The organism is Methylobacterium sp. WL7, assembly GCF_008040085.1.
GTDB lineage: Bacteria > Pseudomonadota > Alphaproteobacteria > Rhizobiales > Beijerinckiaceae > Methylobacterium > Methylobacterium mesophilicum.
Window position 1 is genome coordinate 1 of the sequence record NZ_VRVG01000024.1, and the last position, 13250, is coordinate 13250.

The window sequence follows — 13250 nt, forward strand, 5'->3', positions numbered from 1 at the left end:
GCCCCTCCCCCGCGCCGCCCGCGGCCCAGCCTCAAGCCGCCCAACGGCCGGCTTCGAGCGCCCGGGCCGAGCGCCGTCGGCGGTCCTATGCCGCCTGCAACCGCGCCTCTCACCAGCGCGCCCTGCGCGGCGGCAAGCGCCGCCGGTTCCTGATCCGCTGCCGGCTCGGCTACGAGCGCACGCATGGCCAGCCCGCGCAGCAGAATCCCGGCCAGCCGGCCCAGCCGGGCCGGAAGCCGTGACCGGTCGTCCCGGGCCGGATGCGGCGCGGCGATGAAGCTCATCGTCTTCGACGTCGACGGCACCCTGGTCGACAGCCAGCATCTGATCGTCGCCGCCCAGGGGCTCGCCTTCGCGGAGAACGGCCTTCCCGCCCCGGGCCGGCGCGAGGCGCTCTCGGTCGTCGGGCTGTCGCTGCCGCAGGCGTTCCGGCGCCTCGTCGGCGAGGACGGGCCGATCGCGGACCTCTCCGAGAGCTACAAGCAGGCCTACAATCGCCTGCGGGTCGACCCCGCCTACGAAGAGCCGCTGTTTCCCGGGATGGGCGACCTGCTGGCGCGTCTGCATGCCCGCGACGACGTGCTGATCGGGCTTGCCACCGGCAAGTCCCGGCGCGGGGTGGATCGCCTGATCGCCCATCACGGCTGGGCCGACTGGTTCGCCACCACGCAGAGCGCGGACGACGCGCCCTCCAAGCCCGACCCGACCATGCTGCAGCAGGCGATGGCGGAGGCCGGCTGCACCCCGGACGCTACCATCATGGTCGGCGACACGACCTTCGACATCGGCATGGGCGTCGCGGCCGGTGCCGTGGCGGTCGGGGTCGGCTGGGGCTACCACCCGGCCGGCGCCCTCTACGGGGCCGGGGCGGTCACGGTGGTGTCGAGCGCGGGCGCGCTGGAGGGGTTGTTCTCCGGGGGTGAGACTTAGCTTGCAACGAGGCTCGCCGACGTCCTGGAAAGCACCTATCTGGCATCCATGAGCGATGTGACGAACGAGTGGCTCGGCGAACCGGGCGACGGGGAACGCCCCGACCCGGTACGCGCGGCCCGCGGCCATGCCAAACCCGCCCTGCCCCGCCGGTTCTACAAGGAGGCTGGCTTCGCCGAAGGCCCGGACGGGTTCCGGTTGACCCTCGACGGCCGTCCGGCCAACACGCCCGCCCGCAACCCGCTGAGCCTGCCGACTCGGGCGCTGGCTGAGAAGGTCGCGGCCGAATGGGCCGCGCAGGACACGGTGATCGATCCGGCCAGAATGCCGCTGACACGGCTCGCCAATACCAGCATCGACGGTGTGGCCCCCCGGCACGCGGCCGTGGTTGAGGATCTCTGCGCCTATGCGGGCACCGACCTGATCGCCTATCGCGCCGGAGATCCGGAGCGCTTGGTCTCGGCCCAGGCTGCCGCGTGGGACCCTGTGCTCGACTGGGCTCGCGAGACCTTCGGAGCCCGGGTGATCCTCAGCGAGGGCGTGATGCATGTCGCGCAGCCGCCCGACACGGTCCGGTCGCTGTCCGATGCGGTCGCGGCGGTGGAAAGCCCGTTCCGGCTGGCCGGACTGCACACGCTGACTACGCTGACCGGCTCGCTGCTGATCGCGCTCGCGGTCCTGCGCGGCCGCCTCAGCCCGGCCGAGGCCTGGGATGCGGCCCATCTGGACGAGACCTACCAGGCGGACGTCTGGGGCCGGGATGCCGAGGCCGAGGCGCGGCTGGCGATCCGCCGGGCGGAGTTCGAGGCTGCGGCCGAGCTGATCGTTAGCGTCTGAGCCGGATCTGGGCGGATTGCGCAGATGCACTTGCGCAACATTCCTAGGCGCATTGGTGGGAGATCGTGTCGCCGGCTGACAGGCGGCGAGGATTGACTTAGGGTCCGGCTATTCCAGCCGTCGGACCAACCCATGCGCGCCGATCCTTGCCACGACAGTCGTTTCGAAGACGCGTTGGCTGCGCTCCTGGCCGACAGACAGTCTTCCGACGACGCCGCGGCGGGCCAGGCGCTGTTCGCGGCCCTGTCACGGTTGGAGCGGCAGGCGCTGATTGCCGGCGCCGCTGATACCACTCTGCACAGGATCGCCGAGGCCAGGTTTCTGGTCGGCATCCTGCGCGACGCGATGCGCCCGTCGCGGATCGCGCCGCTGCGGAGCCTTCTGCGGCTGGCGGCGGAGACTCGACGGCTGGCGGAGACCGATCTCGATCCCGTTTAAGGCTGGGCTCGAGTCGGGCGGCTGGCTTCGCCATCCCAGAGAAATGTTATTCGCGCGCGAATTTCGAAGTTTCCCAGGCGTTCGATCCCCCGCCCTGTCATCCCGGGGCCGCGAAGCGGAGCCCGGGATCCATAACCACCAACAGCTCAAGCACTTGCAATGCCGGCGGCGCTGGATCCCGGACTCGCCTGCGGCGCCCCGGGATGACAGAGTGATGGACGCGGTTTGCGTAGCAATACGGGTCTGAGGTGGGTCTCTGGAAACGCAGCAGCGGTCTCGAAAAGTCTCACCCCGCCGGCTGCGCCAGCGCTTCCCGGACCTTCCCCTCAAGCGAGGCGGGCTTGGCCGACGGCGCGAACCGGGCGATCACCGCGCCGTTCCGCGCGACCAGGAATTTTGTAAAATTCCACTTGATTGCCTTGGTGCCGAACAGCCCCGAGCGCTCCTGCTTCAGGTGGTCGAACAGCGGCTCGGCCTCCGGGCCGTTCACCGCGACCTTGCCGAGCACAGGGAAGCTGACGTCGTAGGTCAGCGAGCAGAAGCTCGCGATCTCGGCCGCGTCCCCCGGCTCCTGGGCGCCGAACTGGTTGCAGGGGAAGCCGAGCACCGTCAGGCCTTCGGCGCGATGGGCCCGCCACAGGGCCTCGAGCCCGGCATATTGCGGGGTGAAGCCGCATCGCGAGGCGGTGTTGACGATGAGCAGTACCTCGCCCCGATGCCGCGCGAGGGGATAAGGGCTGCCGTCCGCCGCCGGCACGGTGAAATCGTGAATCGTCGTCATGCCCGATCAGTCGGGCAAATGGCGGGATGCCGCAAGGGCGTTACGCGGCCTTCACCTTCTGCACGTCGAAGCTCGGACCCTGCGGGGTCATCCGGTCGTGCGAGACGATCCGCTCGTCCGGCCCCACCACCCCGAGGCTCACGTCGCGGTCGGGCAGGACGACAGTGGTGGTCTTGTTGACGTGTACCAGCACGTGGCGCCGGAGGGGCACCGAGGCCGCCGCCCAGCGCTTGAGCTGGCCGTAATAGGGCTCCCGGCGCCAGACATTCGCCTGGCCGGGATCGACCTGCACGTTCATGTTGCGGGACAGCGGGTCCAGGGTGAGCACCATCTTGGCGCGGTCGGGCTTCCATTCTGGGCCGAGCCAGCTCTCGGTCATCCAGAGGCAGTGGAACGCCCGGCAATGGTCGGGGCGCGTCGCGTGGATCGCACAGCCCTGGCCGGCCTTGGTGTGGCGGCACCACTGGCCCGCGACGCTCTCCACCGCCGGCACGTCGTAGACCTTGCAGCACAGGGTGCAGGCGCCGCAGGCGCGGCCGGGGGCCGGCTGCGCCACGAAGGTTTCCGGCGCGAGGGTGGGAGAAGGACCGGAAGTGAGCATGAATCGTGCGTCGCGCGGGTCAAACACGGGGGCATGCATCCGGCAAAGGCCGGGCGCAGGGCCGCAGGACTACCTGCACGGGCATCGGGTCGGTAGTGTGGCGGATCCCCTGGGCATGAGGACGGTGCGAACGATGCTCTCGAATCTCGCGACCCGCGACGTCGAAACCCTGCTCCACCCCTACACCAACCTGTCGGCTCACCGGCATACCGGCCCGCTGGTGCTGGAGCGCGGCGACGGCGTCCACGTCTACGACACGGAGGGCCGATCCTACATCGAGGGCATGTCGGGGCTGTGGTGCACGGCGCTCGGCTACTCGAACGCGGAACTGGTCGAGGCGGCCCGGATCCAGATGGGCCGGCTGCCCTTCACCCACCTGTTCTCCGGCCGCAGCCACGATCCGGGGATCGAGCTGGCCGAGACCCTGAAGGAGCTGATGCCGGTCCCGACCTCGAAGATCTTTTTTACGTCGTCCGGGTCCGAGGCCAACGATACCCAGGTCAAGTTGACCTGGTACTACAACAACGCGTTGGGCCGCCCGAACAAGAAAAAAATCATCGCGCGGCAGAAGGGCTATCACGGCGTCACCGTCGCCAGCGCCTCGATGACCGGGCTGACCGCGAACCATGCCGACTGGGATCTGCCGCTGCCGGGTTTCCTGCATGTGTCCTGCCCGCATTTCTATCGGGGCGCCGAGCCCGGCGAGACCGAAGAGGCCTACTCGGCCCGGCTCGCCGTCGAGCTGGAAGAGACGATCCTGCGCGAGGGGCCCGAGACGGTGGCCGCCTTCATCGCCGAGCCGGTTATGGGCGCCGGCGGGGCGATCGTGCCGCCGCGCGGCTATTTCGCGGCGGTCCAGGCGGTGCTGACGAAGTACGACGTGCGGATGATCGCCGACGAGGTGATCTGCGGCTTCGGCCGGCTCGGCACCTGGTTCGGCAGCGAGGCGCTGGGGATCCGGCCTGATTCGATCTCCTTCGCCAAGGCCCTGACGTCGGCCTACATGCCGCTCGGCGGCGTCAGCATCGACGAGCCGCTCTACGAGGCGATGATCGGCCAGAGCGAGAAACTCGGCACCTTCGGGCACGGCACCACCTATTCCGGCCATCCCGTGGCGGCCGCGGTGGCGCTGAAGGCGATCGAGATCTACCGGCGCGACCGGGTGATCGAGGGCGCGGCCGAGAAGGCGCCGCACTTCCAGCGCCGGCTCGCGGCGCTGGCCGAGCACGACATCGTCGGCGAGGCCGGCGGCATCGGGCTGATTGGCGGGCTGGAGATCGTCGCCGACAAGGCCAGCAAGCGCCAGTACGAGCCGAAGGCGGGCGTGGCTGCCCGCTGCGTCGCCTTTGCGCAGGGCGAGGGCCTGATCGTGCGGGCGCTCACCGGTGACCGGGTCGCCGTCTGCCCGCCGCTGATCATCAGCCCCGACGAGATCGACGCGCTGTTCGATCGCTTGAGCCGGGCGCTCGACCGCACCCGCGACTGGATCCGTGCCGAGGGGCTGGAGGCAATGCTGGGCTGAGGAGAGCCGGGCCGCGACACGCGCCCCTCTCTCCTGCACGGGCTACGATGTTCACACAACGCGTTGAGCGAGGCTCGACGCGCCCCCTCTCCCGTGCGGGAGAGGGCTGGGGTGAGGGACCAGGTTTTTCCGGAGAGGTCGCATCCCTCACCCTGTCCCTCTCCCGCACGGGAGAGGGGACCTGCGCCTCACCTGCCCGCGTGTTGCCCAGCCCGATGGGTGAGTCCAGTAGCCCGCAGAGGGAAGAGGGAAAGCGCGTGTTGGCCTTGGAGAGACTACGATCGAAACCTGTTTCGATCGTAGTCACCTCACACCGGGTCGCGCTGCGCCTCCGCCTGCGCGGTGGTCTGGATGCCGGTCGCGGTCAGCGGCGTGATCCGCAGGGTGGTGATCCGGTTCTTGGACTTCCGGATCACCTGGAAGCGGAAGCCGTGGAAGTTGAAGGCCGTGCCCTGGTCGGGGATGGTCCGTGCCTCGTGGATGACCAGGCCCGCGATGGTGGTGGCCTCGTCGTCGGGCAGGTTCCAGTCCATCGCCCGGTTGAGGTCGCGGATCGGGACGCCGCCATCGACGTTGACCGAGCCGTCGCCCTGCGGTCGCACGCCCGAGACGGTGACATCGTGCTCGTCGGCGATCTCGCCCACGATCTCCTCCAGGATGTCCTCAAGGGTGACGAGGCCCATCACCTCGCCGTACTCGTCGACCACCAGGGCGAAGTGGGTCTTCTTGGTGAGGAACGCCTTGAGCTGGGCGCGCAGCGACGTGGTGCCCGGAACGAACCAGGTCTCAAGCGCCAGGGCCTCGACCTTCAGGCCAGAGGCGTCGCCACCCGCCGCGTCCAGCGCCCGCAGCAGATCCTTGGCGTGGAGCACGCCCACGATGTTCTCGAGCGTGCCGCGCCAGAGGGGCATGCGGGTATAGGGTGAGGCCAGCACCGCCCGGACGATGTCCTCGGAGGGCTGGTCGGCGTCGATCGCCCGCATCTTGGTGCGGTGGACCATCACGTCCGAGACCGACAGGTTCGACAGGTCGAGCAGGCCGCCGAGCATGTCGCGCTCGGCCTTGGCGACGCCGCCCTCCCGGTGCATCAGCGCCACCTGCCCGCGCAACTCCTCGGAAGCGGTGAGGATCGACTGGTGCTCGCCGATGGTGATGCCGAACGGCTTCAGCATCAGCCGAACCAGGTGCTCGATGGAGATCGCCGCCGGGCCCATGATGGCGACCGCGAAGGCCACCGGCCTCGCCATCAGGAGGGCCGCCTTGTCGGGCTTGGAGATGGCGAGCGTCTTCGGCAGCACCTCGGCGAAGACGATGACCAGCACCGACATGCCGACGGTCGCGTAGATCACGCCGTTCTTGCCGAACAGGGCGGTGAGCACGCTGGTGGTGAAGGCCGAGGCGCCGATCGCCACGATGTTGTAGCCGATCAGCATCGCGCCGATGAAGCGCTCTCGGATCGCCAGGATGCGGTTCACGATCGCCGCCCGCGGGTCGCCCGCCTGTTCGAGGGCGTGCATCCGCGCCCGGGAGGCGGCCGTGAAGGCTGTCTCGGCGCCCGCGAAGAAGGCCGAGAGCAGCAGTGAGATCACCACGATGCTCGCGGCGAACCACAGGTCGATATGGGTGTCCATCGGTTCCAAGAGGCACGACTCGGGCAGCGGGAAGGCCGCCCATATAGCGTCTCGTTCGGGTTATTGCGCGCCGATCCGGCGCACCGTCCACGTCGCCCAGTAGACCGGCCGCCCGTACAGGGTCGAGGCATCGCGCCCTGAGGCCGTCGGCGCCAGGCGGTCGAGCCAGGTCAGGAGTCCGGCCTTGCCCGGGTAGATCGCCGGGGTGTCGAGGTTGCCCTGCGCGTCCGTCATCCAGAAATGCGCGCTGCGGTCGTAGCGGCCGGTGCCGTCGCCCCCTGAGCGCAGCCCGAGATAAGCCGGCGAGCGGCCGGCCTCCACCGGGTCGGCGTAGAGGGTGAGCGCCCCGATCCCGTCGAGGTCCATGTCGGGCGTGTATTGCAGGCAGATATCGGCCACGGGGCCCCCCGGGGCGTTGGCCGGCCGTTGGCAGGTGTAGGACACCGCCCAGCGCTGCATACCCTTGGCGCGCGCCACCCGCACGACGCTCCCGGGCGGCAGCGGCGCGGCGAGTTTCTTCGCAGCCGACCAGACCTTCGCGGCCGAGAGGTCCTGCGATGTGCGCAAGTAGAGCGCGGTGCGGCGCTTCTCGGGGGCGAGCCCGCAATCCTCGGGCAGCACGTCCGTGTAGACGTAGTGGTAGGTGCGGTCGACGATGCTGATCGAGCCGGCGAGCCCGTGGGTCTCGAAGGCCGGTGCCGGGCAGGACGAGGCGATCGGCTTGCCGGCCTCGTCGGCCACCGGGGCGGGGGTTGGCGGCGTGCCGCGGCCGCCCGGGGTGAACGGCGTCCAGGCCAGCCCGTAGCCGTCCGGGCTGCGCGTGCGGATCTCGAAGGTCTGGAAGTCGAGGGTGCGGGCCGCGATCTGCACCCGCCGCCGGATGTCGGCCGGCTGGTCGGCGGTCTCGTCCCGCTCGGACTTGCGGCGTCCGCGCCGCCGGCCCGCCGGCTCGGGGTCCGGAGCGCCGCCGACATTCACCCGCTCCTGCCCGAGCAGAAAGACGTAGCTGTAGGCTTCCCCGGCCCAATCGCGGCCCGAGACCGCGATCGGGTCGCGGGGGCCGATGCCCTCTGCGGTGGGAAGCGGCTCGGACCAGCCGCGGCCTCGCGCACGCTCCTCGGGGAGATCGACCCAGAACCGGTCGGCCGAAGGCGGCAGCGTCGTGGCCAGCGCCTCCGGGCTGCGCCCGGTGCGGAGCGACCCGCCGTCGCGACTGTCGGTGGCGCGCCGCTCCGGGCAGGGCTCGTCCCGGCGGCGCGACGCCAGCGGGCTCTGGCCCTGGAAGATCATCTGCAGCGGCCCAGGCGCCTCCGCGCGCGGCAGCCGCAGGATCTGGACCCCGCGCACGAACGCGCAGGGCGCGGGCGCGATCAGCACGCCCTCGGCCTCGGCCCCGTCGCGGCAGATCTCCAGCCCGCCGCCCCCGGTGACGTAGCAGCTCGGCGCGCTGGCCTCTGCGGCCCGAGCCTCGGCTGGACGCGGTGCTGCGGTGAAGCCGAGCGCCAGGGCGCCGAGCAGCGCCGCCGCCCGCGCCGGCAGGCACCGGGGCTTGTCGAGGTTGTTTGACTGACAATCCACGGTATCGACAGGCGTCGTCGCGGCGGCGTTCAAAGATGTCACGTCTATCGCCGCTGTCGTTCGGGTTGTTGGAAAGGTTCGGCAGCCTCTAGCCTATGGTCCGGCAAGCGGAAAGTGGCGCGGACCACGCATGCCCAGGCCGGCGACGCACCTGTCGCGTTCGGCGGAGCGAACCCGGCGGCCACTCGCCCGTTGTCGCGGCTTGAGGGCGGAAACGTCCGACCCCGTTAGAGTCCGGAGACCAGCGCATGGATATCGCCGTCGAGACCGTCACCGACATCGTTCTGCGGCTGCGCGCCATCGAGGTGAAGGAGGGCAACACGGATCCGGATTCGGGTTCGAACCCGATCGACGACGGCTCCACCGACGTGCTCACCTCGGGCACCGACGACGCAACGGAATCCGAGGTCCGCGGCGCCATCGCGGGCCTCGACGACGACGCCCGGGCCGAGCTGCTCGCCCTGCTGTATGTCGGCCGCGGCGACATGGAGCCGGAGGAGTGGGGCGAGGCGGTCCGCTTCGCCCGCGAGCGCGAGGCCGCCGGCGAAGGCGCGGTGAAAGAGTTGCTGAGCGCGCCCGATGCCGGCGACCTGCTGGAGGAAGGCCTCGACGCGATGGGGCTGACCCCCGAATTGCCGCAGGCCTGAGCCGCTCATCGGAGACCGGCCCCATGGCTTCCCGGGTCCGCCGCGGCGCCACCAAGGCTCTGCGGGTCCTAACCCGTCCGGTCCGCCGCGCCCAAGGGCACGGCGGCACCGGCCTCGGCGGGCTCGTCGTCGAGCCCTACCGCGGCTACGGCTCGCGCGACGAGATCTTCATGATCGGCCGGGTGTTCCGGCAATCGCCCGGGATCCCCGGAGAGGACCCGGATTCCGTCAGGGCGCAGTGGCGCGACCTGCGCCGGCGCATTGCCCGGCGCACGGTGGCGGGCGCTGCGATCACAGCCCGGTTCGGCGGGGACGCGACCCGGGTCGAGACCGACCGCGACGGCTATTTCCGCCTGCGCCTTCACCCCCGCGACCTGCCCGGCCAGCCCGGCGCCTGGCACCCGGTGGACCTCGTCCTGGAGGATACGACGCCGATTCCCGCCGAGGGCGCGGTGTTCATCCCGCCCGACGGCTGCCGCTGCGTGGTGATCAGCGACATCGACGATACGGTGATGCACACCGGCGTCGCCAACAAGCTGAAGATGCTCTGGCGGCTGTTCGTGGAGGATGCCGACAGCCGGGTCGCGTTTCCGGGCGTCGCCGCCCTGTACCGGGCCCTGCACGCGGGCGCCGGCGGGTCCGAGGGCAACCCGATGCTCTACGTGTCCCGCGCCCCCTGGGGCCTCTACGAGATGCTGTCCGAGTTCTTCCAGCGGCACGGCATTCCGGTGGGACCGGTGCTGTTCCTGCGGGAATGGGGCCTGTCCTGGACGCACCCGCTTCCGCGCCGGGCCACCGATCACAAGCAGGCGCTGATCCGCCACATGCTGTCGCTCTACCGCGACCTGCCGTTCGTGCTCATCGGCGACAGCGGCCAGCACGATCCGGAGGTCTACGCCCAGATCGTCGAGGAGCATCCCGGGCGGGTGCTCGCCGTCTACATCCGCAACGTCTCCAACGACGCCGCCCGGGTGGAAGAGATCGTTCGCCTCGCCGGGGCCGTGGCCCGGGCGGGCTCCAGCCTCGTGCTCGCCGCCGACAGCGTCGCCATGGCCGAGCACGCGGCCGGGATCGGGCTGATCACCGCGGACGCGGTGGCCCGGGTCGCCGACGAGCATGCCGGCGCCGACACCCCGCCGCGCCGCGAGACCGCAAGGATCACCGCCGAACCCGGCGAGACCACCAGCGAGACAGCGATCTCGCCCGACGCCGTTGCGGATGCCCTGGTCGGCGACGGAACCGTGCCGGCCACCGTCGTGGTCGAGCCGGAACGCCCGGCCTCCCTGCCCCGAGCGGCGCTGTGATGGTTTGGGGGCGATCAGGCGATCTCTCGGGCTTGCGGCAGCCCTCACCGTCATTGTGAGCATCGCAACCTGGTGCGGCGGTCGATCCCGGAATGTGCTGCGGCTCCGGTGCTGCCGGGCATGACTGAAGAGATCCGCGGCTCTGCCCGATCAACGGCGACTGCATCGGCCTGCCGACCGCAATCGTGATCGGCGGGATGCCCCACCTGTTCCCGTCGAACATGGTGCGAACGCATCGCGGGTTGCGCGCGGCCGGGATCGAGGCCGGTCTTCAACGGTTCGAGAGCCTATCGCACGCGCAGTACCTCGCGGCCCCGGGCACCCCGGAGACCAAAGCGGTGTTCGGCGAGATCACCCGGTTCCTGAACGCGCATCTGGCCCGCTGAGAGCCCGGGGCTCGGCACCTTGTGGTGAGGGACGCTCTCCCCATGTTGCAATGCAGCATTTCAGAGAACGCGCTTCTCGTTCCGAGCGGGCCTCCTAAGTTGGAGCGCTCGCGTGCCGGCCCCCACTCGTCTCGATCTCCGGAGCCCATCCGTGCAAACCTACACCCTCGCGATCGCCGATGGCGTGCTGTTCGCCTGCCTGCCCGACGAGGCCGACATCTCGGCTGCGATCACCGAGGCCGCGGCCACCAATTATGGCTTCGGCCTGAGCCTCGACATCGTCCGCGGGGCGACGCTCACGAACGCCAAGGCGCCGGAGGACGAGGTCGTCTGGCAGGAAGGCTCGGACAGCGAGCTGCTGGACGAACAGGGGCGCCGCTACCGCTACGCGGTCCGCCGCCACTCCTGATCGTCACTGCACCAGCACGGCCTGGCTGCAGAGGGTGCCGTCCATCTCGACATCCGCGTAGCCGATCCGCACGCCGAGGCTGCGCAAAACCTGATCGAGCACCAGGTCGAGGGGCGCGGCGGCGAGGCTGAGCGTCGCGGCGAGGGAGGTCTGGAGCAGCGGGGTCAGCCCGAAGCCGTTCAGGTTGAGGCTGAGATTGCCCAGCAGGCTGCCGGTCAGCGATTGGGCGACGTTACCCGACGAGACCGTGCGCGTGGTGTGATTGGCGATATCGGCCTCCGTGAAGGTCAGCGTCTGGGTCGTCGCGCCGATATTGGTCACCGTCCGGCCGCCGATGTTGATCAGCGGCAGCCCGATCAGTACGGCCGGCTGCGACAGGTCCGGGCTTGTGGTGCCCCCGTTGATCGAGGCGCGGTTCACCGCCGCGATCGCCAGGGTCGCGACGCCGGTCTGCACCTCGATGGTGGCCTGGCGTCCGCCGCCTGACCCTGAGCAGGTGAGCGTGCGCAGCGTCCCTTGAGCGGACGCCACCTCGGCATAGACCGGCAGGTAGATGGTTCCGAGCCCGAGCGGGGCCGAGACCGTAGCCTCGATCAGCAGCCGGGTCTGGGCGGTCTTCACCGTGGCGTTCGGGCTTCCCGGCCGGACCCAGCCGGAACTGCGGCGGCGTTCACCAATCGCCAGGGTCAGCCGGGTCGAGAGCAGTCCCGGCACGGTGGCGCCGAGATCGATCGCCACCTGGTTCTGCCCGTTGGCCAGGGACGCTGTGGCGGCCAGGAGATCCATCACCTGCACTGACGGGCCTGCCAGGCCGCGTCCGGGGGCCAAGGCCGCCACGTCGCCCAGCGCATCGACCTGGCCGACCGGCACGAGGTTGCCGGCGTTCGGCAGCGCGTTGAGGATGCTCGAGAGGGCCGCCACGGTAGCGGAACTGCCCTGCGCGGCGACCCGTATCGCCATCAGGATCTGCCCGACGCTGGCGTTGGCCTTCACGATGTCGGTGTAGTTGGCCGCCTGTAGGTTGAGGCTCGCCGCCAGCGCGTCGAGGACGCGCAGGCCGTCAACCTTGGCGCTGGCCAACGCGTTGTAATCGCTGACGCCCAGCGACAGCTTGGCCCCCAGCAGGGCCCCGAGGACGGCGTTGGCGATCCCGCCGCTCAGACCCGCGGTGCCCGAGCCGATCGTGAACGCCGCGAATTGCGCGCTGGCCGCCGTGCCGGTGACCCGGATCGGCACGCTGCCGGGCAGCCCGATCGCCCGGCCGAAGGTCACCGGGACCGTGGTCGACAGGCCGACCCGCACGGCGTTGGCCGGGCTCGCTCCGGGGTTGAACCGGCTACCGGGGGCGACGTTGGGGGCGCTGGCGTCGTAACCGCCGGTCGCCACCGTCGCCTGCGCGGTCCCGTAGCCGTTGTCGCCCAGCGAGCGGCGCGCCACCGTGTCCGCCTTGGCCGGGTCGACGGCGGCGAGCATCGCGGCGATGTCGGCCGCGCCCTGCGCCTTGCGGCGAGCCTGGAACACCTGGCCGAGATCGATCCCCACGGCGCCGGCGCCCATCAGGAGGGAGCTGCCGAGCGCCACGAGGATCACCACGTTGCCGCCCCGGGCCTGGCCGAAGCGCCGCGCCCGTGCGACCGCCCACCATAGTCGGCTCACAGGCCGCCCTTCCGGACGCTGATGCTGCTGCGCAGGACGCTGGGCAGCATCGGGATCAGCTTTGAGAAGACGTTGATCCCCAGGGTGTTGGCGTCCAGCGTGACGGTGACCGTGTAGATCGTTGCGTCGCTCGGATCGGGCCCGACCTGCACGGCGACGCTTCCCGGGCGGAACATCGCGCCGCCGCTAAGGCTGCGGTTCACCATGGTCTGCGCCAGGGTTGCGCGCTCGACATCGGTGACGCCCGCGATGGAGGCGCGGGCCGCCTCGGCCGCGATCTGACGCAGGTTGTGGATGGCGCCCAGGCAGATTCCGAAGGCGGTGATGCCGGCAAACAGCATCAGCAGCAGCGGCGCGACGAGGGCGAACTCCACCGCCGAGCTGCCGCTCCTGCAGGCTAAACCGGACCGACCGCCACACCGAAGCCTTTGGAGCAAGCCCATCGAAACGCCCTCCGGGTGCCGAGCCGCCGCGGCGGCTGCACAACCCATGGTCGCATCGATCCTCTAATCAAAGGTTGTGGTCATCGT

General features: G+C 70.4%; 14 protein-coding genes and 1 pseudogene. 9 read left to right on the forward strand and 6 right to left on the reverse strand.

The window, feature by feature from the left end; all coding sequences use genetic code 11:
- From FV233_RS09015 to FV233_RS09030, 4 genes and pseudogenes are all read left to right on the forward strand, one after another.
- A pseudogene (locus tag FV233_RS09015) lies at positions 1 to 242 on the forward strand (hypothetical protein); the annotation flags it as partial.
- Between the two features lie 31 nt (positions 243 to 273).
- Positions 274 to 930 (forward strand): HAD-IA family hydrolase, encoded by a 657-nt coding sequence (locus FV233_RS09020; protein WP_147855358.1) that lies wholly within the window; start codon positions 274 to 276, stop codon positions 928 to 930.
- Between the two features lie 48 nt (positions 931 to 978).
- Complete coding sequence (locus FV233_RS09025; protein ID WP_147897278.1) at positions 979 to 1767, forward strand: ATP12 family protein; 789 nt, start codon at positions 979 to 981, stop codon at positions 1765 to 1767.
- A 132-nt stretch (positions 1768 to 1899) separates the two neighbouring features.
- On the forward strand, positions 1900 to 2205 hold the full coding sequence (locus FV233_RS09030) for a hypothetical protein (RefSeq protein WP_147897279.1): 306 nt from the start codon (positions 1900 to 1902) through the stop codon (positions 2203 to 2205).
- Between the two features lie 286 nt (positions 2206 to 2491).
- Here the strand turns inward: FV233_RS09030 and FV233_RS09035 are convergent, their stop codons facing one another.
- Positions 2492 to 2986 (reverse strand): glutathione peroxidase, encoded by a 495-nt coding sequence (locus FV233_RS09035; RefSeq protein WP_147897280.1) that lies wholly within the window; start codon positions 2984 to 2986, stop codon positions 2492 to 2494.
- 40 nt (positions 2987 to 3026) lie between these two features.
- Positions 3027 to 3587, reverse strand: coding sequence for a hypothetical protein (locus FV233_RS09040; RefSeq protein WP_147897281.1), 561 nt, complete (start codon positions 3585 to 3587; stop codon positions 3027 to 3029).
- Positions 3588 to 3720: 133 nt separating this feature from the next.
- Here FV233_RS09040 and FV233_RS09045 point away from each other — a divergent pair, with 133 nt between their 5' ends.
- Entirely contained in the window at positions 3721 to 5109 is a 1389-nt protein-coding gene (locus FV233_RS09045) for an aminotransferase (RefSeq protein WP_147897295.1), read from the forward strand.
- A gap of 308 nt (positions 5110 to 5417) precedes the next feature.
- On the opposite strand, the gene FV233_RS09050 is transcribed toward FV233_RS09045, so the two are convergent.
- Positions 5418 to 6740, reverse strand: a complete 1323-nt coding sequence (locus FV233_RS09050) for an HlyC/CorC family transporter (protein ID WP_147855363.1) — start codon at positions 6738 to 6740, stop codon at positions 5418 to 5420.
- 60 nt (positions 6741 to 6800) lie between these two features.
- The gene (locus tag FV233_RS09055; RefSeq protein ID WP_187278082.1) at positions 6801 to 8246 is read right to left on the reverse strand and encodes a hypothetical protein; all 1446 of its coding nucleotides are present in this window, start codon (positions 8244 to 8246) and stop codon (positions 6801 to 6803) included.
- Between the two features lie 320 nt (positions 8247 to 8566).
- On the opposite strand from FV233_RS09055, the gene FV233_RS09060 reads away from it, so the two are divergent.
- From FV233_RS09060 to FV233_RS09075, 4 genes are all read left to right on the forward strand, one after another.
- On the forward strand, positions 8567 to 8965 hold the full coding sequence (locus tag FV233_RS09060; protein WP_147855922.1) for a DUF3775 domain-containing protein: 399 nt from the start codon (positions 8567 to 8569) through the stop codon (positions 8963 to 8965).
- 23 nt (positions 8966 to 8988) lie between these two features.
- A complete protein-coding gene (locus FV233_RS09065) occupies positions 8989 to 10269 on the forward strand; it encodes a phosphatase domain-containing protein (protein WP_147855921.1) in 1281 nt (426 codons plus the stop codon).
- A gap of 197 nt (positions 10270 to 10466) precedes the next feature.
- On the forward strand, positions 10467 to 10655 hold the full coding sequence (locus FV233_RS09070) for a hypothetical protein (RefSeq protein WP_187277805.1): 189 nt from the start codon (positions 10467 to 10469) through the stop codon (positions 10653 to 10655).
- A gap of 151 nt (positions 10656 to 10806) precedes the next feature.
- Entirely contained in the window at positions 10807 to 11064 is a 258-nt protein-coding gene (locus tag FV233_RS09075; RefSeq protein ID WP_147897283.1) for a hypothetical protein, read from the forward strand.
- Between the two features lie 3 nt (positions 11065 to 11067).
- Here FV233_RS09075 and FV233_RS09080 read toward each other — a convergent pair whose 3' ends face one another.
- Together FV233_RS09080 and FV233_RS09085 are read right to left on the reverse strand one after the other, a co-directional pair.
- Positions 11068 to 12720: a TadG family pilus assembly protein gene (locus tag FV233_RS09080; RefSeq protein ID WP_147897284.1), complete on the reverse strand. Its 1653-nt coding sequence runs from the start codon at positions 12718 to 12720 to the stop codon at positions 11068 to 11070.
- Positions 12717 to 13094, reverse strand: a complete 378-nt coding sequence (locus FV233_RS09085; RefSeq protein WP_238260034.1) for a TadE/TadG family type IV pilus assembly protein — start codon at positions 13092 to 13094, stop codon at positions 12717 to 12719. Before FV233_RS09085 ends, FV233_RS09080 begins: the two co-directional genes overlap by 4 nt.
- Between the last annotated feature and the right edge of the window lie 156 nt (positions 13095 to 13250).

What these genes read in the sequence shown, in the direction of transcription:
- FV233_RS09030 (WP_147897279.1), top strand. Translation starts at nt 1,900, where the DNA reads ATGCGCGCCGATCCTTGCCACGACAGTCGTTTCGAAGACGCGTTGGCT.
- FV233_RS09060 (WP_147855922.1), top strand. Translation starts at nt 8,567, where the DNA reads ATGGATATCGCCGTCGAGACCGTCACCGACATCGTTCTGCGGCTGCGC.
- FV233_RS09025 (WP_147897278.1), top strand. Translation starts at nt 979, where the DNA reads ATGAGCGATGTGACGAACGAGTGGCTCGGCGAACCGGGCGACGGGGAA.
- FV233_RS09050 (WP_147855363.1), bottom strand. Translation starts at nt 6,740, where the DNA reads ATGGACACCCATATCGACCTGTGGTTCGCCGCGAGCATCGTGGTGATC.
- FV233_RS09065 (WP_147855921.1), top strand. Translation starts at nt 8,989, where the DNA reads ATGGCTTCCCGGGTCCGCCGCGGCGCCACCAAGGCTCTGCGGGTCCTA.
- FV233_RS09020 (WP_147855358.1), top strand. Translation starts at nt 274, where the DNA reads ATGAAGCTCATCGTCTTCGACGTCGACGGCACCCTGGTCGACAGCCAG.
- FV233_RS09045 (WP_147897295.1), top strand. Translation starts at nt 3,721, where the DNA reads ATGCTCTCGAATCTCGCGACCCGCGACGTCGAAACCCTGCTCCACCCC.
- FV233_RS09070 (WP_187277805.1), top strand. Translation starts at nt 10,467, where the DNA reads ATGCCCCACCTGTTCCCGTCGAACATGGTGCGAACGCATCGCGGGTTG.
- FV233_RS09035 (WP_147897280.1), bottom strand. Translation starts at nt 2,986, where the DNA reads ATGACGACGATTCACGATTTCACCGTGCCGGCGGCGGACGGCAGCCCT.
- FV233_RS09040 (WP_147897281.1), bottom strand. Translation starts at nt 3,587, where the DNA reads ATGCTCACTTCCGGTCCTTCTCCCACCCTCGCGCCGGAAACCTTCGTG.